Raw genomic sequence first — 21,780 nt, forward strand, 5'->3', positions numbered from 1 at the left:
CAAAACAACACGGACAGGGAAGGGCAATGAAAAAGCTCAGCGAGCAGCGTCTCGTCTATTTCTTTGAAGCGGTCCAGTGCGGCAGCGTACGCGCGGCGGCCGACAAGCTCGATATCGCACCGTCGGCGGTGAGCCGCCAGATCGCGCTGCTCGAACAGGAAATCGCCATCCCTGTCATGGAACGGCACCGGCGCGGCGTGGTGCCGACCGAGGCGGGGCAGTTGCTGATCGATTACTACCGTGAGCAGGGCGCCCACCAGGCCGACCTGTTGTCCAAACTGCAAGGCTTGCGCGGCCTCAAGCGCGGCCATGTCAGCATCGTCATCGGCGAGGGTTTCGTGAGCGATTTCATGAGCCGGCCGATGGCCTATTTCTGCGAACGCCATCCGCAGATTTCCGTATCGCTGGATCTGGCCGGCACCAACGACGTGCTGCGCCTGGTGGCCGAAGATATTGCGGAAATCGGCCTGGTCTACAACCCGCCGACCGATCCCAAGATCGTCTCGCGCGCAGTGCAGCGGCAGCCGATGCTGGCCGTGGTCAGCACCGGCTCGCCGCTGCGCAACAGCAAGTCCTGCACCTTGCAGGAACTCAGCGAATATCCGATCGGGCTGATGCATTCCTCTTACGGCACGCGGCAATTGCTGGCATTGGCCGAGTATGCCGCGAAGGTCAAGCTCAATCCGGCGCTGACCACCAATTCCATCAATGTGCTCAAGCATTTCGTCAAATCGGGACTGGGCGTGACCCTGTTGCCGCGCTTTGCGGTGTCGACCGAACTGGCGGCGGGAGAGCTGTTCGCGATACCGCTCGAAGACGATGTGCTGACGCAGGCCGAAGTGCATCTGGTCACGCGTGTCGGCCGCAAGCTGTCGGTGGCGGCGAACCGTTTTGTGTCGTATGCGAGTTCGCTGATGCAGGCCTTTCAGGTCACCAGTTGATTCGCCGCGCATTTCCTGCGTTCTCTTAAATAGAACAAAGTCTGCTTTTCGATGTAATTGACGCTCGTTCACGCCGCTTGCACACTGGACCCGTCTGATTATTTTCAACGAGGAGCGGCATGAAGCATATCGGTGTGGCGGGTTTGGGCAATATGGGGCGCGGCATGGCGTTGTCGCTGCAGCGCGGCGGTTTTACGGTGTCGGGTTACGATCCGGCGGCGGTTGCGACCGAGGGCATCGCGCGCGAGGGCGTCGGGATCGTTGCGTCGGTGGCGGCGTTGGCGGCGGCCGTCGATGTGCTGATCCTGTCCTTGCCGACCTCGGATGTCGTCGAGGCCGTGGTGTTCGGCGCCGACGGTTTGCTGGCAGGCGCGAAACCGGGTTTGCTGGTCGTCGACACCACCACCGCCGATCCCGACAGTACGCGCAAAGTCGCGGCAGCCCTGGCGGACAAGGGCGTGCGCTTCATCGATGCGCCGGTCAGCGGCGGTCCCAAGGGCGCGGCGACAGGTTCCATGACCATGGTGCTGGGCGGCGCTGCAGAAGACATTGCTGCCGTGACGCCGGTGCTCGAAGCCATGAGCGCCAAGCGCATTCACGTCGGCCCGGTCGGCGCCGGCCACGTCACCAAGCTGCTCAACAACCTGATGTGCGGCGCGCACCTGATCGTCGCCGGCGAAGCGGCGCGCATCGCCGCCGCCGCCGGACTCGATCCGCAACAGATCTTCGAAGGCATCAATGCCGGCTCCGGCCGCAGCGGCGTCACCCAGGCCAATTATCCGACCTGGATTTCCAACGACGCCTTCAACTCTGGATTCACGATGAAGCTCATGCGCAAGGATTTGCGCCTGGCGATGGGTTTGCTGGCGGATCTGGGCATGTCCGCGCCGCTGTCCGGCGAAGTCGGCCGCTTGTGGGCCGCCAGCAGCGCGACCTTGGCCGATGGCGAGGATTTCAATCGCATCGTGCAATTCATTGAAAAATAAATCACCGAACATCGTCAGGAGCGTTATATGAAATTGAATGAAGCGGAACAATTGTTGGCGGCGTTTGCGCCGTTTTTTCAGGGCGCCGGATTTGTCGGCTCTTACGTCGGCGGCAAACTGGTGCAAGGCAGCGGCGACCTCATCGCCTTGCAGAACCCGGCCACCGGCGCGGCGACATTGAGCTACCGCGACGCCGGCGCCGAGATCGTGCAGCAGGCTGCCGAGGCCGCACTGGCGGCGCAGGTGGAATGGTGCAAGCTGACGCACGCGGCGCGCGGCCGCATCGTCTTCGCCATCGGGCAGAAAATCCGCGGCAACGCCGAAGCCCTGGCGCAACTGGAATCGCTCAGCGCCGGCAAGCCGATCCGCGATTGCCGCGGCGAAGTCGGCAAGGTCGCCGAGATGTTCGAGTACTACGCCGGCTGGAGCGACAAGTTCTACGGCGATGTGATTCCGGTGCCGAGTTCGCATCTCAACTACACGCGTCGCGAGCCGGTCGGCACGGTGCTGCAGATCACGCCGTGGAATGCGCCCATTTTCACCTGCGGCTGGCAGGTGGCGCCGGCGATCGCGATGGGCAACGCAGTGTTGCTGAAGCCTTCCGAACTGACGCCGTTCACCTCGCTGGCGGTGGCTGCGCTGGCCGAACAGGCCGGCGTGCCCAAGGGGCTGATCAACGTGCTGGCCGGTTACGGCCATACCGTCGGCCAAGCCGCCATCGATCATCGCACCATTAAAAAGGTGGTGTTCGTCGGTTCGCCGCAGACCGGCAAGAAGATCGCCGAAGCCGCCGCGCGCCGCCTGTTGCCATGCGTGCTGGAACTGGGCGGCAAGTCCGCCAATATCGTGTTTGAGGATGCCGACCTGAAGCGCGCCTGCCTCGGCGCGCAGGCGGCGATCTTTTCGTCGGCGGGACAGAGTTGCGTGGCCGGTTCGCGTTTGCTGGTCCAGCGCACCGTCTATCAGGAATTCGTCGCCATGCTGGCCAACGGCGCCGGCAGGATCAAGGTCGGTCAGCCGTCGGATGCGCAAACCGAAGTCGGTCCGATTTCCAATCGCAAGCAATATGAACACGTGCGCAGCATGATCGCCGACGGGCTGCGCGGCGGCGCGCGGCTGGCGACGGCGGAGCAGGACTTTGCCGAGCCGGGCTTTTTCATCAGACCGACCGTGCTGGCCGATGTCCGCAACGACATGGACGTGGCGCGCCGGGAAATTTTTGGCCCGGTGGTGGTGGTGATCCCCTTCGACACTGAGGAAGAGGCGGTGGGCATCGCCAACGACAGCGATTTCGGCCTGGCCGGGGCGGTGTGGACCAACGACGTCGCCCGCGCGCACCGCGTAGCGGCCGGCGTCAATGCCGGCACTTTCTGGATCAACGGCTACAAGACCATCAATGTCGCTTCACCGTTCGGTGGCTACGGGCAAAGCGGTTATGGCCGTTCCAGCGGCGTCGAGGCGCTGTATGAATACACGCAAACCAAGAGCGTGTGGGTGGAAACGGCCAAGGAACCGGTCGCGACTTTCGGTTACGTTTAAGCTGGAAAAGAGTGAGGAAAAGGGCGGCAGCCCTTTTCCTGCGATGAGAACGTTTGCATTTTTCATTGCGAAGGAACGGCGCGCAAGGCATTATTGACGCCGGGCAATAAGATCGCGGGAAAACCGCAAATAAATCGTTGTACAAGGAATAGACGCACCAGGGAGGGCCGCTCGACATGGCGGCTTGTTCATCGTCCTCATACAACACAGGACTCAAGATCCGGAGGGAAACATGCAAGCAGCATCCGCCACACCAGCACCTGTCATCCAGCCTGGCCTGTCCAGTTGGAAGTTATACGTTTATGCAATCGTGATCCTGGTGGTCGCTGAACTGATCGGTTCGGTGGCCTTCAAGGTGGGACCGGGAAAAGTTGTACTCCTGCCGATGGTCTGGGCGCTGATCATGGGGGCGGTCATCGGCAGCCTGCAATCCAGAATGGGACCGCTGGCGCTGACCCAGCCGTTGCAGTTCCGGGCGGCGGCGATCCTGCAGCCCGCTTTGCTGCTGTTCGTCGCCAAGCTGGGCCTGATGGTCGGCAGTTCGCTGCCCAAGATCATCGGCGCCGGCTGGGCGCTGGTATTCCAGGAGTTCGGCCACTTCGTCGGCACCATTCTGATTGGCTTGCCGCTGGCGCTGCTGCTGGGCATCAAGCGCGAGGCGATCGGCGCGACGTTTTCGGTGGGGCGCGAACCTAGCCTGGCGATCATTGGCGAGCGCTACGGCATGAACTCGCCGGAAGGGCGCGGCGTGCTTGCCGAATACATTACCGGCACCTTGTTCGGCGCGGTGTTCATCGCCATCTTCGCCGGCTTCATCACCAGCCTGAACATTTTTCATCCGGTTGCGCTGGCGATGGGGGCGGGCGTCGGTTCCGGCAGCATGATGGCGGCCGCAGCCGGCGCGATCGCGGCGCAGCAGACGCCGGAGATGGCCAAGGACGTGGCGACCTTTGCCGCTGCCAGCAACCTGATCACGACCACCATCGGCACCTATTTCACGCTGTTCATTTCGCTGCCGCTGGCGGTGTGGGGCTACCGCGTGCTGGAACCGATCATCGGCCGCACGACCGCATCGTCGACCATGCCGGACGACAACCTGCTGGCGCAGACGCACCATGAAGTCGCCGACCTCAACCTGGCCGGCCGCGTCGGCGCCTGGGTCTTTGCGGGCGTGCTGACCATCATCGCCAACTGGATCGCCTACAAGGTGGCGCCGCTGGAATCGGTGGGCTGCATCGTGATCATGATTGCCGCGGTGTTCGTCGGCGACCTGCTGTGCAACCTGACCGGCAAGAAGATCCCGGCGGTGTGCTGGGTCACGCTGGTGGCGATGTTCCTGACCTCGCCGGCCTGTCCGTGGGCGGAAGCCGTCGCGGCGATCACCGGCAAGATCAACTTCCTGGCGGTGATCACGCCGATGCTGACTTTCGCCGGCCTGTCGATTGCCAAGGATATTCCGGCGTTCCGCAAGCTGGGCTGGCGCATCGTGCTGGTGTCGTTTGCGGCGAACGCGGGGACCTTCATCGGCGCTACGCTGATCGCGGAATTCTTTCACTGACCTCCACTGATTGTTGGCGCAGGCACAATGCAAAACGGCCGGTGCATCAGCACCGGCCGTTTTCTTTTCTTGCTTCTGAATTCACTGCGCCTTGTAGGCCGCCCATGCCACCAGCAGCCACGACGCCAGGAAAGCCAGGCCGCCGATCGGCGTGATCGCGCCGAGGAAGCGGATGCCGCTCAGCGCCAGGAAGTACAGGCTGCCGCTAAAAATCACGATGCCGATGAACATCGCGCTGCCCGCCCAGCCAAGAACGGCCGGACCGAATTTCGGGATCAGCAGGGCTACCGCGAACATGCCCAGCGCATGCACCATCTGGTAGATGACGGCGGTCTGCCAGATCGCCAGCATGTCGGGATCGAGGATCTGCTTCAGGCCGTGTGCACCGAAGGCGCCGGCAGCGACGGCAATGAACATGTTGAGGCCGGCCAGGATGACGAGAAGACGTTCGCTCATGAGTGATTTCCGAAAAAAGAAGTGCGGCTATTCTAATGGTTTTGCCGCGACCGCTCGACAACGGGCGCGGGCCCGCCCTGTCCGCACCGGATCAGACGCCGAATATCGGCATCAGGCGCATGATGGCGTCGCGCCATTCGCGCGGTTCCGGCTGGCCGTTGGATTTCTTGCTGAGGAAGCTGGCGATGTGCGCGCCCTGGCGGTTGAACAGTTCCAGCGATGTGATGATGCCGTCGGTGGTCGGTTTTTTCGCGACCCAGACCGAATCGATATGGTCTTCGCGCAGTTGCATGCGGAAACCGGAGTTCATGATCTTCAGGCGTGAATCCTTGATGCGGATGTTCTTGATCTTGCCGTAATAAGCCTGCACGATGCCGGCGTTGCCGACCTGCGCCATGATCGACGTGCCGAACTCGGTCATGCGCTGCAGGATGACGCGCGCGGAATCGTTGGCGACCTGGTAGGCGAAGGCCTTGCCGGCAAGACGCAGCTTGCGCAGGCGCTGCCGATCGAATGCTTCCTGACGTTGGATGAAGTCGTCGTGATTATGGGTGTGGGCCCACTCCGCGCGCAAGGCGTCGACATCGATCTGCTTGACGTCGGCGCTGTCGCCGTCGTCCTGCGGCAGGACCAGATGCAGCGGGGACACCTGTTCGGCCGCCGCATGATCGCTGACCAATTGCCTGAAGGACGCAATGTCGCCGTTTTCACCCAGCACAATCTTGTGCAGCATGCTGCCGTAGCGGTCGAAGAACTGCAGGCTGTATTGCTTGCCGCCGCTGCAGGCGTCGTGTTCTTCCAGTGCGTAGCCGTGTTCCCATTGCGGATAGAAAATGCGCAGGTGCATGGCTTCGGCAGGCGCGAATTCAATCTCGTTCTTGACGTACAGCGCGCCGCTGACATTGTCCTTCTCGAGCAGAGCTGAGGAGTTGCGCGTGACTTCGGTGAGGTCGCCGAGTTCGGTCAGACGGTTCAGCAACGGTGCGAATTCGCCTTGCAGCCGCGTGGCGTGCGGGTGCAGGGCTACGCGTTGGACGTCGGTCAGGTTGGGCAGTTGTTGATCGTCGAGAGGACGCAGACGCATCATGATCTTTCCTTCTTCGTTTCCGGCTGCGGGTGGATATTCCCTAAGCTGCGGATTGGTTTGTATCCTGTCCCGCCAGCCGGTTCTTCCGCTTGCCCGTATGCTTGATTCCGTCCCATATGGGGGCGGGTTGCCAATATGCAAGTTGCCGATTGCGCGGCGAAGATAGGGGAAACCGTCGCCGGGAATCGTACGAGACTTTTCAAATGAGAACAATTCTCATCAATTATTGTGCATGCACGAGGAAATAGCAAGGACGGTTAATCTTTTTTACAGAATATTGAGAGGGAGTCTTTGTGACCGGGATGTTGAAAATGTGTCATTGTGTAATTCAACTGGCGAGCGATGTTGCGCTGCGATAGAGTGATAACCGTCTCCTCCAGTTCTCCTCATGAATTGGATTCAGCCCCGGCCTGCGAAGGTCGGGGCTTTTTTTATCCCGGCAATTCGGCGCATCGAACGAAAAGGCAGCATATGCATTGTGCGGCCTTCTGGACGCTATTGCGCCGTGCCTTGAGTGTGCTTATTCAAGACGGCTTGAAATCCTGCGCTACTTGAGCGCGGCTTCAAATTTTTCAAACGCTCCCAGAATCGTTTTTTCCAACTCGTCGTTATCCCATGGTTTGACAAGAAATTTATAAATCGCACCCTGGTTGATGGCGTGGGTGACACTGTTGAGGCTGGCATGGCCGGTCAGCATGATCCGTACGGTGTTCGGATACATAAATCTCACTTTTTCCAGGAGTTCCGTCCCGAGGACGTCCGGCATCTGCTGATCTGTCAGGACTACTCCGATCTGATGGTTGGCAAGAATATCGAAAGCCTCGGCTGCATTGTTTGCCGTGAATATCTGATAGCCGGAACGGCTGAGCACGCGCTTGATCGCCGCCAGGATGTTCACTTCATCGTCGACCACAAGCAAAGAACGTGCATAGGGACTGCGCCTTATGCTGTCCAGGGGCAAGGAAATGTCGCGTTCAAGGAGAGATATACAGTCCTTGGCCGGGAGCGGAACGCTGAAATAATATCCCTGGATCTTGTCGCATCCCTCCGCATGCAGTATTTTCAGTTGGTTGGCGGTTTCGACGCCCTCAGCGACGACCTCCAGATGCAGGCTTTTGGCGATGGCGATGATAGACCTGCAAATGGCAAGATCGTGTGGATCGTCAACCAGATCGCGGACAAAAGATTTGTCAATTTTGAGCCGGCCGACAGGAAACCGTTTCAGATAGCTGAGGTTGGAGTAACCGGTACCGAAGTCGTCGATGGATAGCGTGACGCCGAGTTTGCGCAAGTGAACCATGATCGCAATACTTTTTTCGGGATCGTCCATGGAGACGCTTTCCGTCAGTTCCAGTTCGAGATATTGCGGATCCATTTGGGACTCTGAAAGGATCTGGCCAATCAGGCCCTTCAGATTCTTTTCAGTGAATTGCATTGCCGACAGGTTCACGGCAATGGTCACCGGATTGAATCCCTTCCGCTCCCATTCCTTGCATTGCAGGCAGGCTGCCCGCAAGACCCATTCTCCCACAGCGAGAATGAGGTCCGACTCTTCCGCGAGCGAAACAAACTCTGCCGGCATCAGCAGTCCGTGTTCAGGATGATTCCATCGGACCAGGGCCTCAAATCCGGTGATTTTTCCGTTCTTCAAAGACACCTGCGGCTGATAGTGCAAGACCAGTTCATCTTGTCGTATCGCTTCACGTAGCTGATTGCTCAGCACATGGCGTTTGGCGATCTCCTGATTGAGTCCCGGTGAATGGAATTGATAGTGGTCATGTATCTTTTCTTGTGCCCGATGCAAGGCGATTTCTGCAAAATGCGATAGGGTCTCACTCGTTTTTCCGTCGTTGGGGTAGATGGAAATTCCAATTTTTGGCTGGAGATGAATGCTTTGCTGTCCGGGAATCGAATAGGAGTTTTCCAATATCTGGATCAGTTCCTGGACGATAAGATCAATCTCGCTTTTCCTGACTTCTTCCAGCAAGACGGCGAATACGCCCTCTGAGTGTTGGGTGACGGTCGCTTGCTCCGAAGGTTTCCAGGATTGCAGGCGCTGCGCCACTGCGATTGTCAATGCGATGCCGGCCTGGGCGCCGAAAGCATCGCGGATTTTTGCGAGACCGTTTAACTCGACCAGCAGCAGAGCCACCAATCCTCCGTGGGATTCATGACGACGTATGGCTTGCTCAAGACGGTCCCTCAATACGGCGCGATTCGGCAATCCGGTGATATGGTCGAAATGGCTGAGATGATAAATTTTTTCTTCTGCCTCGCGCCATTCCGTAATGTCGATTCCGCTGAGGATAAAGATGGTTTTGAAGTGGCGATTCTCAAGAACGTTGAGAGAGCAGAGAACCGAACGGACTTGGCCGTCATGCGTCAGCCATTGGCTTGGATATTGCATCGGGAATGCGGATTTATCCTGCTGGCATCGTTCCCTTTCGCTTTGCGCCTGTGTCGGAGTGAAAAATATGTCCCAGAAACATAACCCCAGGACATTTTCGCTGGCATACCCTGTGGACTTCTCCCCGGCCTGATTGAATCGGAGAATGCGTCCTTCGGCGTCAAGCATGACCCCTATTGCCCCCGCGGTATCAAAGACGGTGGAAAGCAAGTTGCTTTCCGCGGACAATATTTCTTCCGTTCTTCTGCGGATGGAGCGTTCGTGTGATTCCTGCAGCGCCCGACGTACAGACGATGGCAAGCGGGCAATATTGTTTTTTAGAACATAATCGTAGGCGCCGAACCGCAGCGCCTGGATGGCCAGTTCTTCGCCGATGGTGCCGGAGACAAAAATGAAAGGGATGGCGGGAGCTTTCTCCTTGGCTATTTGAAGCGCGGTCATGCCATCAAAGCTGGGGAGCGAAAAGTCGCACAAGATCACATCGGCATGGCGGCCGATCGCTTCTAAAAAGGCCGCCTCCGTGTCCACCCGCTCCAGCGTTGAGCTCAGGCCGGAACGCTCAAGCATCTCATGCACAAGCGCCGCATCTTCTACGACGTCTTCGACAAAGATAATGCGGAGGTTTTCTTCCGAGTAAGAAGGATGCTCTGAAAAGGCCGCTTCTTTATACATGGACTTCCTGCCGAAGAAAGAATGGTCGGACGCATATTGCTGCCAGCAGCGGACCCGCTTGCGGCGGGTTTGTTCGTTTCATGTTATTCCGATAAGAACCTAAAGACAATCCATGCCCGTGCGGTCGCCTCATTCGGCAAGTGGATCAAATTGAATTGCCTGCGAAGGTCTTTGCTGATAATAATACGACCATATGGACCAGCTTCATCGAAGTGTGCATAAGAGCAAGAGTCGGAAAAGAATGAAACGATAAATATCGACCCCGATTTTGTTACCGCGTATCTGTAAGGCCATACCCTATAGATCATGACTCAACAATTTGAAACCTTCGAATCGAACTCGCCGGTCGCGCAGCCGATGGAAATTACGCAAAGGTTTGAGTATCTGATCGCCAATACTCCTGCGATTATATACAGCAGTGTGCCTTCCGGTGATTTCAAGATGACGTTCGTCAGCGAAAACGCTTCGAGGGTATTGGGATATGCGCCGCAGGAGATGGTTGACGATCCCAATTTCTGGTTCGATCATATCCACCCCGATGATGCGCCGAACATCTTTTCCAGCCTGGCCTTGTTGTTTGTGGAGGGGGAGCGGGCCTATGAGTATCGTTTCCTGACAAAAGACAAGCGCTATTTATGGATGCATGACAGCCTGCGCTTGATTCGGGATGAAAATAACAACCCGATCGAAGTCATTGGCTCGTTGACCAATATCACCGAGCGAAAATTGATGGAGGAAGCCCTGCATCGCACCGGAGAAGAGCAGCGCAGCCTGATAGAGAAACTGAAGGAGGCCCAGGCCCAGTTGCTGCAGTCTGAAAAGATGGCGTCCATTGGTCAATTGGCGGCGGGCGTGGCGCACGAGATCAATAACCCCGTCGGATTCGTCAGTTCCAATATGAAGTCGCTGCAGACGTATGTCGACAAGCTGCTTCTGGTCGTGAGTCGTCAGGAGCAATTATTGCAGGGAGACGAACTCGGCGAGGACTTGAAAAAGCAGGCGAAGCAATTGAGCGTCGAGGCCGATCTGGCCTATTTGCGAGACGACGTTGTCGACCTGATCGCCGAATCGCTGGACGGCCTCAAGCGGGTCAAGGATATCGTGCAATCGCTAAAGGATTTTTCGCATGTCGGCGAGAGCGATTGGCAAATGGTAGACATCGCGAAGGGCCTGGAAAGTACGATCACCATCGCCAACAATGAATTGAAATACAAGGCGGTCATTGAAAGGCATCACGGCGAGCTTCCATTGGTAAAAGGTCTTGCGTCACAGTTGAATCAGGTATTCATGAATCTCTTGGTCAATGCGGCCCATTCCATTGCCGAAAGAGGAACTATCACCATCCGTACGGAATGCAGGGATGAGTGGGTGTACATCAGTGTCCAGGATACGGGGTGCGGCATACCGGCTGAGAATCTGTCGCGGATTTTTGAGCCATTTTTTACGACCAAGCCTGTCGGCAGCGGCACCGGCTTGGGTTTGTCCTTGTCATACGGGATCGTCCAGAAGCATGGCGGTCGTATCGAGGTGCAAAGCGAGGTCGGCGTCGGTACTTGTTTTACGGTGTGCCTGCCCGTCAATCAACCGCACGTCAATATAGGTTGAATCAGAGAAAATAATTGCGATCAGATAACACAGAGGGCCTCACGAATGTCGAATATCGTCACTGCATCAGAACAATCTCATGTGGAAAAAGCAGCGCCGCCTTCCGTCATACTGCTGGTTGATGACGAAGCGAGCATCCTGTCGTCTCTCAAGCGCGTGCTCAGGCCCAAAGGCTATACCCTCATTACTGCCGAGAGCGGCGCCGAGGGATTGAGGCTGCTGGAGGAGCATGCTGTCGATCTGATTATCTCGGACATGCGCATGCCGGAAATGACAGGCGCGCAGTTTCTCGGGAAAGCGAAAGAGCGATATCCGGAGATCACGCGCATCTTGTTGACCGGATATTCCGAGATTACGTCAACGGTATCCGCCATCAACGAAGGAGGCATTTACCACTATCTGCAAAAGCCCTGGGACGAACAGGATCTTCTGCTGACGATACAGCGCGCACTTGAACAGCAGCATCTGAAAAGGGAAGCGGCGCGGCTCAACGAAGTGGTGCGAAAGCAGAATGAAGAGCTGCTGACATTCAATGCCCGGCTTGAAAAGCAGGTACAGGCGCGCACCGAGGAAATCCGCCAGACGGTCATGTTTCTGGAAAACAGCCAGGCGGAAATCAAGCTGAATTTCCTGACGATGCTGAAAGTCTTCTCAAACATGATCGAATTGCGATCCGGCATGCTGGGTGGACAATCCGATCGCGTCAGTGCTCTGTGCCGGAGAATCGGCAAAAAATTCAAATTGACGGATGCGGAGATACAGGATCTGGCGATTGCCGGCCTGCTGCATGCGATCGGCAAAATCGGACTGCCCGACGACCTGATTCGCAAACCGCAGGAAAAGATGTCCGGCGAGGAGTCGCGGGCTTTTATGGCGCATCCCGTCAAGGGGCATATGGTATTGACGCCCGTAGCGGCGTTCAACCACGTAGGGGATCTGATCCTGTACCAATATGAACGCTACGACGGGCGCGGCATGCCGGATGGCATCGCCGGCGACAGCATTCCCCTGGGTTCTCGCATTCTTGCCGTCGCGCGCGATTTTGAAGCATTGCGTTCCGGCGCGATTGCGACCTTGCCGCTGCCGCTGGATAAGTCGATTCAGGTGATTAAATCGCAAAGCGGACATCGCTACGACCCGATTGTGGTCGAGAACTTTGTCGAACTCGTCAATGACGGCGACTCGCTGCTTGCGGAACGGTCGCGCGATATCAAGTCCCGGGACCTTGAGGTCGGTATGCAATTAGCCGAGGATCTGCGTACGCAGGAGGGCGTCCTTCTTATTGTCCGTGATTCGCTGATTACAGAAAGCAATATTCACCAGATCCGCAAGTTTGAACAATTGGAAGACACCGCTTTACAGATATCGGTCAAAGTGCTGGAAAAAGATGCTTAATACATATGCTTAATGTGCATGTTTAATGCGGGAGTGGGAAAACATGTCGGAAGAACCGGTTTCTGAGTGTCCTCAACGTACCTTGCTGCTGGTCGATGATGAAGCCAATATTTTGTCGGCCTTGAAACGCCTGCTGCGTCAGGACAAGTACGACATCGTGACCGCAAATAACGGCCAGGAAGCATTGGAGGTTTTAAAAGAACGATTGGTAGATGTCATCATCACCGATCAACGCATGCCAGGCATGACGGGAGTGGAGTTTCTGCGTCTTGCGAAGGAATCTTATCCGGACACTATCCGTATCGTATTAAGCGGTTATACAGAGCTGCAATCCGTCACCGATGCCGTCAATGAAGGGGCGGTTTACAAATTCCTGACCAAGCCGTGGGATGATGTTCAACTGCGCGGCCATGTTGCGGAGGCATTCAGGCGCAAAGAAATGGCGGATGAGAATTTGCGTCTTCATCAGCAATTGCAGGTCGCCAATCTTGCCTTGGAAGCGACCAACCGGGAACTGGACAAGCTCTTGCGAGAAAAAGAAGAACGTATTGAAACGGATGAAGTGAGCCTCCAGATTACGCACGAGATTCTGGAGCATGTCAGCACGCCGATTCTGGGTATCGATGACGAAAAAAATATCGTGTTCGTCAACGCCGCAGCACAAGCATTGTTCGGGAGTTCGCATATGATGCTCGGCATGAAGATGGCGCGCGACACACCGGATCTGGAGCGGGCGTGGAACCGGACAAGTACGGAGATCGACATTAACGATGAGCGATATAAGGTGCTGACTCATCCTATGGGACGAAACTCCCGTTCTAGGGGGAAACTCATGACACTTATCAAGATAACCACTCCTTAAGATTTTATGGCTGCCAACGACTCCACAAAAGAAGTGCTTCTGGATGCCGCCTTGCCGGGAATGATGTTGGCCGAGGCTGTCCTGGATAAAGCCGGTGCGCGCCTGATATCACCAGGTGTGGAACTCACAGCCAAGTCGATCGAGGCATTAAGGCAACGCGGAGTAAGGCATGTCCGCGTGGAGCGGCCAGCGACGGATGAAGAGCAGAGCCGGTCCTTGGTACAGGCGTTGCAAAGACTGGATGTGCTGTTCCAGACCAGTCAGGATAGCGCGCCAAACCAGTTATTGCTAGACTGCTTGCGCTCTTACCGGACAAGGAGAGCGCAATGAGTCCGTTGACCAGTGAAGAAATCACCGACGCCGTACTCCAGCTTCCGTCGTTGCCGAATATTGTCATTGAGCTCATCAATGCATTGGATAACAGCGATGTGGATACGAACACGCTGGCGCAAAAGATATCGCATGACCAAGCGCTTACCGCCAAGGTATTGGGGTTGGCCAATTCGTCGTTCTATGGCATGCAAAGTAAAGTGGGATCGATTCCGCACGCGGTCGCCGTATTGGGATTTAACAGCGTGCGCTCGCTGGTTACCGCTGCTGCGGTGGTCGAAACCTTCTCGGCCGGAAAATCGCAGGGATTGGACTACGCAGAGTTCTGGAAGCACTCCATTGCCACGGCCCTGGCTGCCAAGGCGATCGCCAAATGTCTCGGCCTCAATCAGGATTCGGCTTTCATCGCAGGGCTGTTGCACAACATAGGCCGTCTGGTCCTGGCGACTTATTCGCCCATGCGTTATCAGGAAGTTTTGAGCTGGCGCTCAGTACATGACGGCGACCTGATTGCGGCGGAAGTACATATACTGGGCATCGATCACAAGACTGCAGGGAGAGCGGTTCTCCAGCACTGGAAGTTTCCTTCCTCGATCGTCGATACGTTGAACGCTGCAAGCGAAACGAATCCTCATGAACATCATCGGGCTGCGTCGCTGGTGGCGGTTGCCGACGCCATCGCTTATGGACTGGACCTGAGCGGAGGAGAGCATGATCGCGTACCGGGCATTTCGCAAATGGAATGGGATTTGCTGGGACTGCAGGAGACTGCCTTGATGGAAATTTTCGAGGCGACCGAAATGCAATTTGAAGAAGCCTGCATGATCTTGGTGGCGACCGCCAAGGTCTGATCGGATCGAGTCTATCCGGAGGAAGACGCCGTGTCATTTGTCAGCCCGCAAAACGCAGTATCCGAACCGCAAATATCCGAGTTCTTTGATGGTTGTCCGGTACCGGCATTTGCTATCGACAGCAATCATGTCATCACGCATTGGAACAAGGCTTGCGAGCATATTCTCGGCGTCCCGGCTTCGCAAATGGTCGGCACCAAGAATCAATGGAAGCCGTTCTATCTCTACGAACGTCCTGTTCTTGCCGATCTCATCGTCGCCGGCTCCCTCGAGAATGTCGTTGGCACGTACTATCACGACGATGACAAATTTCGTAGTTCCGCCGTCATTCCCGGCGCCGTAGAAGCCGAGAAATTCTTCCCCCACCTTGGGCCGGGCGGACGATGGCTGTATTTTTCCGCCGCACCGTTGCGTGCAATTTCCGGAGAGATTGTCGGCGCTATTGAAGTTCTGCAAGATGTCACTGCACAGAAGTCCGCGGAACTGGACCTGAGAAGAATGCATCAGGAACTGGAATTGCAGGTGGTAAGGCGTACACATGAACTCGCCGCGGCGAATGAAAAAATGGAAGAGGATCTCCGTCGCCGCACGGCGGCGGAGACTGAACTGGTTCGGCGAAACGCAGAGCTGACCGATGTGAACCGTAAATTATCGATGACGCGGGAACAGCTCATGCAGTCAGACAAGTTGGCGTCGATAGGGCAGCTTGCGGCGGGAGTCGCTCACGAGATCAACAATCCCATCGGCTATATTTTTTCCAATTTCAGCACCCTTGAAACCTATATCGACTCTCTGCTGAGAATTCTCGATGCGTATGAAAAAGCCGAAAGCAACCGCGATTCGGCAGAGGCGGCCAACGAATTGAGCACGGTGAAGAAAGAGATCGAGATCGACTATCTGAAAGAAGACATTCCGGCCTTGATGAGCGAATCCCGGGAAGGTATCACACGCGTCAGAAAGATCGTTCAGGACTTGAAGGATTTCTCCCGGACCGATACCGCATTGGAATGGCAATGGGCCAACCTGCATCATGGCATAGACTCCACCTTGAATATTGTGAATAACGAGATCAAATACAAAGCGGACGTCGTCAAGAATTATGGAAATTTGCCGGACGTCGAATGCTTGCCAAGCCAGATCAACCAGGTTGTCATGAATCTGGTCGTGAATGCGGCGCACGCAATCGAAAAAGGGCGCGGCACGATATCGATCACGACCAGCTTGGTGGGCAAAGAGGTCCAGATCGAGATAGGAGATACGGGGGCCGGGATTGCGCCTGAGAATGTCTCGCGAATATTCGATCCATTCTTTACGACCAAGCCCATCGGGCAAGGAACGGGGCTAGGCTTGTCCTTATCGTATGGGATCATGCAGAAACATCATGGAAGCATCAGCGTCAGCAGCGTGCTCGGACAAGGGACGACGTTTACGCTGCGCTTGCCTGTCAAACACGAGACTCAGGAGGAGGCTTAGACCGTCTGGGTCTCAGATCATCGAGGGAAGCTGATGCGCGCGACATTACTTGTATCGTCTGGCTGCTTCACGCTTGAGATTCGGGGGAATCAGTTTGCTATGGCAGCCTGGATCTACTCAATACGTCAGGGCGCGGCTAGGACTCGCCGATACGCTGCCGCCATTTCAAACAAGTACGGCCTGAACAGGTCGACGCATGGACAGCGGCATCGCAGGCCCGCGGCCGAATCGCACAACCAGATCCGGCCGCTGGTTGCCGAGGTCGAACGCTGAGGCGAAGTGGGGGCGGATCGCCCCGACCTCGATGGGCTGATTTAGGTGGGCGTTGCGCAGGCCGAGCGCGGTGGCCTGCAGCGCAAAGCGCTCGTAGCAGCGGCCTGCCTCGATCCAGTGCGCCTTGTCGTTCGCTTCGGACACAAACACGGCAATGCCTGAGGAGTTGCGGATCTGCCTGGCGTAGCGCTCGTTCTCGGAACTGGCTTTGTAGAACAGGCCCATCAGCAGACTTCCCAGCCAATGCGGCATGCCTGGATAGCCGGTTGATCCGGAGAGGAGGCCGTCGCCTGTGCGTTCCGCCTCGGCAGCGCTGAAGCGGATCCAGGTTTTCAGTTCCGCGACGAATGCTGTGTCGGCCATCTGTGCGGTGTTCGCCGCCACCACGTACTCCAACACCTTTTCGATGGCTGCGCGCTCGGTCAGTAGCATCAGCCGCACGCCATTGCCGGTTCCTGCTCGCAGAAGGAGCCGAAGTTCTTCGTTCGAAATCGGTTTGCCGTCGTAGTCGCTGCGGGTGCATTGGCGTTCGGTAATGGCCTGGAACAGCGGCGTAACCGAGGCCCTCGTGGTTTTCAGGTCCACGGTAATGTCGCCCAGGCCAGCAGGGTCAAAGTGGACTTCGGCCTGCAGGCCGACAGAGAGCGCGGCATGAACCAGGTTCTCGATGGCGCAGCCGAGAGAGACGTAGAGATGGTGGTCGTCGGGATCGACGACCTGGCAGCGCCGCGATAGATCCGGGGCGATCACGATGGCCTGGTCCTGTAGGCGGAAAGTCCAGCATTGCGTGTTGTGGCTGGATGGCGCGAGCGTGGCGTAGCGCACCAGTTCCCGCATCAGAAGGGCACGGTCACCGTCGCCTGCAAGCGGGCGGCGCAGGGCGCGCGCGACGTCTTGCTCGTTCGCACCCGATGAACATGCGACCAACGCCGGCGAGAGGGCGCTGCAAGCGACGGCACCCAGAACGACTTTTCTGCGCATCAGCATGGCGGCTTCTCCTGGCGTTGGCACGCGGCATTCCGAAAGCAGCGAGGCGACGATCCGCTTCTGATCTGACGGCTTCTCATTCGTGATAGGCATGGCGAGGTCCTCGATTTGTCTTTGGGGTCATTTGCAGTGCCATACGATCAGGCAACAAGGGCCTCTTCGCGGTGTTGAGGGTGGCATTTTGTGCGGCAGTCTTGTCCGGCTATCTCAGACACCTCCTATCGACGTAACCCGCAAGTGGCTTTCTTTCTTGCCGGCCATGCAGCGCGATCACACCATGGAATCATCGTAACCGCCGCTGTCGCTACTGTCGGCAAGGTCAATGTTGCTGAGGTCCGCAAAGGCATCGCTGGATGCTGCTTCATTGCTGCTGTCGTCGCGGGCCTGGGCACGATCCTTGTCGGAATCGCCGCCGTAGTAGTTGTTGACGGTGGTGTTTTCGACGTTTTCCACCGGTGCGCTCAATCCATTCTGATGCATCAATCCGGAGCCGCTGCCGCCATTCATCAAATGTTCGATTCCTTGGAACAAGAAAGCGCCACCGGCCACGCCGGCTGCAGTAGCCGCGACGGTACTCAGAGTGCTTCCCAGGCCGCCACCGAAAAAACCCGAGGAGGGAGTCGGCGTGGCTGGATATTGCGGAGCCGCCTGTACGGGTGCAGGCGCCGGTGTATAGCCGGATGCATAAGCAGGGAATGGGGCGGGACGTGCAGCCGCCGCAGGCGCATTGCCCCAGGCATTGCTGTCGAGAAAACCACGCGCCGGGGCTGCGCCTGACTGGAAGGCTTGCAACTGGCTTTGCAACGACGCTATCTGCGCCTTGGACGCCGTGAGTGCCTGTTCCATCAACAGCGCTCGTTGTACCAGCAGGTAAGCTGCATCCGGCTGTTGCGCAACAGCCGCCGCGATCATCGCATCGGCTTGCGGGTCTTTGCCGATACCACGTACCTGCGTCAGTTGATTGAGAAAATCTTGCAGCGCTTGCGTTTCTTGAGGACTCATGATGCTGGCTCCCTGCTTGTGCAATATAGACATGAAAATGTTAAGCCGCCTTCAGACGGCCAGGAGCTTATTATGCGCGTGATATCCCCATGCGTTTGTGACGGCAATTGCAAAGTTCGAAACAGCTTGTAACATGGCCGAGGCGTGGCAGAGAAATGAAATGAGCCAGCGCGGCTATCAGCGGCACGTCGTTTCGGATAGAAAGGTGTCATTCAATCAGGATGCACTTGACTTGATGTCCTGATTGAGCAGGCAGAACATTAAGTGGATCCTCGCTATTGCTTTACGTATCAGGCTAGCCGGATTGCGTGGGAGCCATCGAACTCAGCGTGGCATACAGCGCTGGCGAAAATGGGAATTCAAGATTTCCGGTTTTATGATTTACGTCACACATGGACATCGTGACATCGTCAGGCAGGAACGTCTCGCGATGAACTGAAAGAATTTGGTGGCTGGAAATTTTCCCAGATGGTGGACCGTTACGCGCGATGCAGCAGCAAGAATCGCCTGTGGAAGGCACGACAAAAAAGCTGTCGCGTTTTGTCGTGTTCAAAAAACGAAAGGGTCTAGATTTTCATCTAGACCCTTGGTATTTCTGGTAGGCCGTGCGGGACTCGAACCTGCGACCAACGGATTAAAAGTCCGCTGCTCTACCAACTGAGCTAACGACCCGAAAGACCGCTATTATATGCAAAATCGATCAATCGTGTCAAACAGGTAGGAAAACTATTTCAACGTCGCCAATTTTTCTTTTCCCGTTTGCGCTGCCGGACTTTCCGGGTACTTCGCAATCAGCGCATCCCAGGCTTTCTTTGCCGCCGCCTTGTCCTTGAGCTCCACGTAAGAACTGCCGATGTTGAGCATCGCGTCCGCTACCTTGGGGCTGTCGGGATAGTTTTTGACCACCACTTGCTGAGCCGCGATCGCTCCCTTATAGTCGCGTTGCGCATACAGGGAATTGCCTACCCAGTATTGTGCCGACGGCGCATAACCGGATTGCGGATAGCGTTTCAGGAAGTCGTTGAAGGCTGCACCGGCACCCTTGTAGTCGCCGCCTTTGAACATGTTCAGGGCGGCGTCATAGGTTTTTTGCTCATTCAGGTCGACGCTGGCTTCCTTGCCGTCGATGGTGACTTTTTGCGGTTCCAGTTTGCGCAGGCGGGCATCGAGGTCGACGTAAAAGTCTTTCTGGCGCTGTTGCGTGTTGGCCAGTTCGTTGCTGAGGACTTCGACCTGGCCGCGCAGCTTGGCGATTTCCTGGCGCAATTGGTCGCCTTGGTCGGACAGGCTCAGCGCACTGTTCTTGTCCGATTTATTGGCGACGTCCTTTTGCAGGGCATCGACTTTGTTGCGCAGGTCGAGGATGGCCTTGCGCGCTTCGTCGTCGTCAAACAAGCCTGCATGCGCCGTCATCGGCAGGCTGGCGACAGCGGCCAGCACGGCCGCTGCGGAAACCGACTTGAGCGCGGTTTTCAGGGAAGTGCGCATAGGTCTTATTGGTAAGCGATGTCGGCGCGGCGATTTTCAGCCCATGCCGCTTCGTCGTTGCCCAGGGCCTTCGGCTTTTCCTTGCCGAAGGAAACGGCTTCGAGCTGCGCATCAGACACGCCCAGCAGGACTAACGCCTTGCGCACGGCTTCGGCGCGCTTCTGACCCAGCGCCAGATTGTACTCGGTGCCGCCGCGATCATCGGTGTTGCCCTGGATGATGACCTTGCGATCCTTGTGCGAGGTCAGGTACTTGGCGTGCGCTTCGACTACCGAACGGAATTCGTCCTTGACGGTGTAGCTGTCATAGTCGAAATAGATGCTGCGCTTGGAGAGGATGCCTTGCGGATCGTTCAGCGGATCAGCGTTGGTGTTGACGGTGTTGACGGCGCGTGGATCGACGCCGTCGGTCGCGCCTGTGGTGGAACGGCTTTCAACCGGTGCATTCTTGTCGTCCAGTTTGGTGGACGAGCATGCCGCCAGCAGCATGGCTGCGGAAAGAACGATTGCGAAAGAACTGAATGTGCGCATCTGATACTCCTTGTCGTGAATGAATGTGAATAATCTTTATTTCATGAACGGTCCCCAGGTCGGCTCCCTGACATCGCCGATCTGGGTTGTTAAGCGCTGTTTGATCCGGCCATCGACGGAAACGATGGCCAGCGATCCGCGACGGCCCGATTCCGTCGCGTACATGATGTATTTGCCGTTAGGCGCAAAGCTGGGCGACTCATCTTTGACGGTGTCGGACAGGCGTTGTTCCTGGCCATTGGTCAGATCCATCGCATACAACTGGAATTTGCCTTCGCGGCGGGAAATATACGCCAAAGTCTTGCCGTCCGGGGAAATTCTCGGGCTGATGTTGTAGCTGCCGCTGAATGTCACGCGCTGGGCGTCGCCGCCATTCGGGCTGACTTTGTAGATTTGCGGGCCGCCGCTGCGGTCGCTGGTGAAGTAGATGGCATTGCCGTCTGGAGAGAAGCGCGGCTCGGTGTCGATGCCGGCGGTATTGGTTAGGCGGCGCAGGCCGCTGCCGTCGGCGTTGATGATGTAGACCTGAGTCAGGCCGTCGCGCGTCAACGCCACCGCCAGGCGCGAACCGTCGGGCGACCAGGCCGGGGCCGAGTTGCTGCCCTTGAAGTTGGCCACCAGCGTGCGCTGACGCGTCACCAGGTTCTGGATGTAGATGACCGGTTTCTTGGCTTCGAAGGAAACATAAGCCACCTTGCCGCCGTCAGGCGACCAGGCTGGCGAGATGATCGGCTCGTTGGAGCGCAGCGCGACCTGCACGCCTTCGCCGTCGGCGTCGGCGACTTCAAGGCGGTATTCCTTGCCGGAGCGTGTCACGTAGGCGATGCGGGTGGAGAAGATGCCGGGGATGCCGGTCAGTTTTTCGTAGATGTCGTCGGCGATCTTGTGCGCGGTCAGGCGGATCAGTTGAGGCTGGCTGGCGAACGACAGCGCCGACAATTGGCTGGCCTTGATCGTGTCGAACAGGCGATAGCGCACATCGAAGCGGCCGTCGGCCAGGCGCTGCACGCTGCCCACGGCCAGTGCATTGGCGCCGCGGTTCTTCCAGTCGCCGTAGTTGATGGCGGAGGCATCGGACAGCGCGTCGTTGTTGTCGATCAGTTTGAAGACGCCGCTGCGCGTCAGATCGGCCTTGACGATGGACGTGATCTGTTGTGGCGCACCTTCTTCACCCGGGAAGGAGGCAATGGCAACCGGGATCTGGCTGGCGCCGACGCCGGAAATTTCAAAACGCAATTCCGCGTGCGAGGCAGGCGCAATGGCAATACCCACGGTGGTCAGAGCAATGCCGGCCAGGCGGCGAAAACTGAGCGGTAAGTTACGCGAGTGTCTCATCAT

Annotated in this window: 18 protein-coding genes and 1 tRNA gene; 10 read left to right on the top strand and 9 right to left on the bottom strand. The window is 57.2% G+C overall.

Annotation, left to right across the window (positions count from 1 at the left end):
• The first annotated feature begins 26 nt into the window (after positions 1 to 26).
• From RV1423_RS16225 to RV1423_RS16240, 4 genes are all read left to right on the top strand, one after another.
• On the top strand, positions 27 to 941 hold the full coding sequence (locus tag RV1423_RS16225) for a LysR family transcriptional regulator (RefSeq protein ID WP_034298540.1): 915 nt from the start codon (positions 27 to 29) through the stop codon (positions 939 to 941).
• Positions 942 to 1,060: 119 nt separating this feature from the next.
• Complete coding sequence (locus tag RV1423_RS16230; protein ID WP_034298542.1) at positions 1,061 to 1,927, top strand: NAD(P)-dependent oxidoreductase; 867 nt, start codon at positions 1,061 to 1,063, stop codon at positions 1,925 to 1,927.
• A gap of 27 nt (positions 1,928 to 1,954) precedes the next feature.
• Positions 1,955 to 3,466 carry an aldehyde dehydrogenase family protein gene (locus RV1423_RS16235; protein ID WP_034298544.1) on the top strand — a complete coding sequence of 504 codons (1,512 nt, stop codon included), beginning with the start codon at positions 1,955 to 1,957 and terminating at the stop codon, positions 3,464 to 3,466.
• A gap of 232 nt (positions 3,467 to 3,698) precedes the next feature.
• Positions 3,699 to 5,024, top strand: coding sequence for a DUF3100 domain-containing protein (locus RV1423_RS16240; RefSeq protein ID WP_034298547.1), 1,326 nt, complete (start codon positions 3,699 to 3,701; stop codon positions 5,022 to 5,024).
• An 81-nt stretch (positions 5,025 to 5,105) separates the two neighbouring features.
• Here the strand turns inward: RV1423_RS16240 and RV1423_RS16245 are convergent, their stop codons facing one another.
• The 3 genes from RV1423_RS16245 to RV1423_RS16255 all read right to left on the bottom strand — a co-directional run bounded on the left by RV1423_RS16245 (position 5,106) and on the right by RV1423_RS16255 (position 9,646).
• Positions 5,106 to 5,480, bottom strand: a complete 375-nt coding sequence (locus RV1423_RS16245; RefSeq protein WP_034298550.1) for a DUF423 domain-containing protein — start codon at positions 5,478 to 5,480, stop codon at positions 5,106 to 5,108.
• Positions 5,481 to 5,571: 91 nt separating this feature from the next.
• On the bottom strand, positions 5,572 to 6,567 hold the full coding sequence (locus RV1423_RS16250) for a ChuX/HutX family heme-like substrate-binding protein (RefSeq protein WP_034298552.1): 996 nt from the start codon (positions 6,565 to 6,567) through the stop codon (positions 5,572 to 5,574).
• A gap of 547 nt (positions 6,568 to 7,114) precedes the next feature.
• A complete protein-coding gene (locus RV1423_RS16255; protein WP_034298554.1) occupies positions 7,115 to 9,646 on the bottom strand; it encodes an EAL domain-containing protein in 2,532 nt (843 codons plus the stop codon).
• A gap of 306 nt (positions 9,647 to 9,952) precedes the next feature.
• Here RV1423_RS16255 and RV1423_RS16260 point away from each other — a divergent pair, with 306 nt between their 5' ends.
• From RV1423_RS16260 to RV1423_RS16285, 6 genes are read left to right on the top strand one after another with little or no spacing between them, the layout of a single operon-like run.
• Positions 9,953 to 11,251, top strand: a complete 1,299-nt coding sequence (locus tag RV1423_RS16260) for an ATP-binding protein (protein ID WP_034298557.1) — start codon at positions 9,953 to 9,955, stop codon at positions 11,249 to 11,251.
• Between the two features lie 45 nt (positions 11,252 to 11,296).
• Positions 11,297 to 12,646 carry an HD domain-containing phosphohydrolase gene (locus tag RV1423_RS16265; protein WP_034298559.1) on the top strand — a complete coding sequence of 450 codons (1,350 nt, stop codon included), beginning with the start codon at positions 11,297 to 11,299 and terminating at the stop codon, positions 12,644 to 12,646.
• A gap of 43 nt (positions 12,647 to 12,689) precedes the next feature.
• A complete protein-coding gene (locus RV1423_RS16270) occupies positions 12,690 to 13,508 on the top strand; it encodes a response regulator (RefSeq protein ID WP_051516722.1) in 819 nt (272 codons plus the stop codon).
• A gap of 6 nt (positions 13,509 to 13,514) precedes the next feature.
• On the top strand, positions 13,515 to 13,838 hold the full coding sequence (locus tag RV1423_RS16275; protein WP_034298561.1) for a hypothetical protein: 324 nt from the start codon (positions 13,515 to 13,517) through the stop codon (positions 13,836 to 13,838).
• A complete protein-coding gene (locus RV1423_RS16280; protein ID WP_034298563.1) occupies positions 13,835 to 14,689 on the top strand; it encodes an HDOD domain-containing protein in 855 nt (284 codons plus the stop codon). The genes RV1423_RS16275 and RV1423_RS16280 overlap by 4 nt, the downstream gene beginning before the upstream one ends.
• A 30-nt stretch (positions 14,690 to 14,719) precedes the next feature.
• Positions 14,720 to 16,162, top strand: coding sequence for an ATP-binding protein (locus RV1423_RS16285; protein WP_081768850.1), 1,443 nt, complete (start codon positions 14,720 to 14,722; stop codon positions 16,160 to 16,162).
• Positions 16,163 to 16,327: 165 nt separating this feature from the next.
• Here RV1423_RS16285 and RV1423_RS16290 read toward each other — a convergent pair whose 3' ends face one another.
• From RV1423_RS16290 to tolB, 6 genes are all read right to left on the bottom strand, one after another.
• On the bottom strand, positions 16,328 to 17,515 hold the full coding sequence (locus RV1423_RS16290; protein WP_231502326.1) for a Tat pathway signal protein: 1,188 nt from the start codon (positions 17,513 to 17,515) through the stop codon (positions 16,328 to 16,330).
• 177 nt (positions 17,516 to 17,692) lie between these two features.
• Positions 17,693 to 18,424 carry a DUF2076 domain-containing protein gene (locus tag RV1423_RS16295; protein ID WP_034298567.1) on the bottom strand — a complete coding sequence of 244 codons (732 nt, stop codon included), beginning with the start codon at positions 18,422 to 18,424 and terminating at the stop codon, positions 17,693 to 17,695.
• 596 nt (positions 18,425 to 19,020) lie between these two features.
• Positions 19,021 to 19,096, bottom strand: a tRNA-Lys gene (locus tag RV1423_RS16300).
• Between the two features lie 54 nt (positions 19,097 to 19,150).
• Positions 19,151 to 19,912 carry a tol-pal system protein YbgF gene (gene ybgF / locus RV1423_RS16305; protein WP_034298570.1) on the bottom strand — a complete coding sequence of 254 codons (762 nt, stop codon included), beginning with the start codon at positions 19,910 to 19,912 and terminating at the stop codon, positions 19,151 to 19,153.
• Positions 19,913 to 19,917: 5 nt separating this feature from the next.
• Positions 19,918 to 20,442, bottom strand: a complete 525-nt coding sequence (gene pal, locus RV1423_RS16310; RefSeq protein WP_034298572.1) for a peptidoglycan-associated lipoprotein Pal — start codon at positions 20,440 to 20,442, stop codon at positions 19,918 to 19,920.
• Between the two features lie 36 nt (positions 20,443 to 20,478).
• The gene (gene tolB, locus RV1423_RS16315; RefSeq protein ID WP_373419968.1) at positions 20,479 to 21,780 is read right to left on the bottom strand and encodes a Tol-Pal system beta propeller repeat protein TolB; all 1,302 of its coding nucleotides are present in this window, start codon (positions 21,778 to 21,780) and stop codon (positions 20,479 to 20,481) included.

Origin of the sequence: Herbaspirillum sp. RV1423, from assembly GCF_000577615.1 — a bacterium.
Classification (GTDB): Bacteria; Pseudomonadota; Gammaproteobacteria; order Burkholderiales; family Burkholderiaceae_D; genus Herbaspirillum.

Coding starts and splice junctions, on each gene's coding strand:
- pal (WP_034298572.1), bottom strand. CDS start 20,442: ATGCGCACATTCAGTTCTTTCGCAATCGTTCTTTCCGCAGCCATGCTG.
- RV1423_RS16255 (WP_034298554.1), bottom strand. CDS start 9,646: ATGTATAAAGAAGCGGCCTTTTCAGAGCATCCTTCTTACTCGGAAGAA.
- RV1423_RS16235 (WP_034298544.1), top strand. CDS start 1,955: ATGAAATTGAATGAAGCGGAACAATTGTTGGCGGCGTTTGCGCCGTTT.
- ybgF (WP_034298570.1), bottom strand. CDS start 19,912: ATGCGCACTTCCCTGAAAACCGCGCTCAAGTCGGTTTCCGCAGCGGCC.
- RV1423_RS16270 (WP_051516722.1), top strand. CDS start 12,690: ATGTCGGAAGAACCGGTTTCTGAGTGTCCTCAACGTACCTTGCTGCTG.
- RV1423_RS16290 (WP_231502326.1), bottom strand. CDS start 17,515: ATGCCTATCACGAATGAGAAGCCGTCAGATCAGAAGCGGATCGTCGCC.
- RV1423_RS16230 (WP_034298542.1), top strand. CDS start 1,061: ATGAAGCATATCGGTGTGGCGGGTTTGGGCAATATGGGGCGCGGCATG.
- RV1423_RS16245 (WP_034298550.1), bottom strand. CDS start 5,480: ATGAGCGAACGTCTTCTCGTCATCCTGGCCGGCCTCAACATGTTCATT.
- RV1423_RS16275 (WP_034298561.1), top strand. CDS start 13,515: ATGGCTGCCAACGACTCCACAAAAGAAGTGCTTCTGGATGCCGCCTTG.
- RV1423_RS16295 (WP_034298567.1), bottom strand. CDS start 18,424: ATGAGTCCTCAAGAAACGCAAGCGCTGCAAGATTTTCTCAATCAACTG.
- RV1423_RS16265 (WP_034298559.1), top strand. CDS start 11,297: ATGTCGAATATCGTCACTGCATCAGAACAATCTCATGTGGAAAAAGCA.
- RV1423_RS16225 (WP_034298540.1), top strand. CDS start 27: ATGAAAAAGCTCAGCGAGCAGCGTCTCGTCTATTTCTTTGAAGCGGTC.
- RV1423_RS16260 (WP_034298557.1), top strand. CDS start 9,953: ATGACTCAACAATTTGAAACCTTCGAATCGAACTCGCCGGTCGCGCAG.
- tolB (WP_373419968.1), bottom strand. CDS start 21,780: ATGATGAGACACTCGCGTAACTTACCGCTCAGTTTTCGCCGCCTGGCC.
- RV1423_RS16280 (WP_034298563.1), top strand. CDS start 13,835: ATGAGTCCGTTGACCAGTGAAGAAATCACCGACGCCGTACTCCAGCTT.
- RV1423_RS16250 (WP_034298552.1), bottom strand. CDS start 6,567: ATGATGCGTCTGCGTCCTCTCGACGATCAACAACTGCCCAACCTGACC.
- RV1423_RS16240 (WP_034298547.1), top strand. CDS start 3,699: ATGCAAGCAGCATCCGCCACACCAGCACCTGTCATCCAGCCTGGCCTG.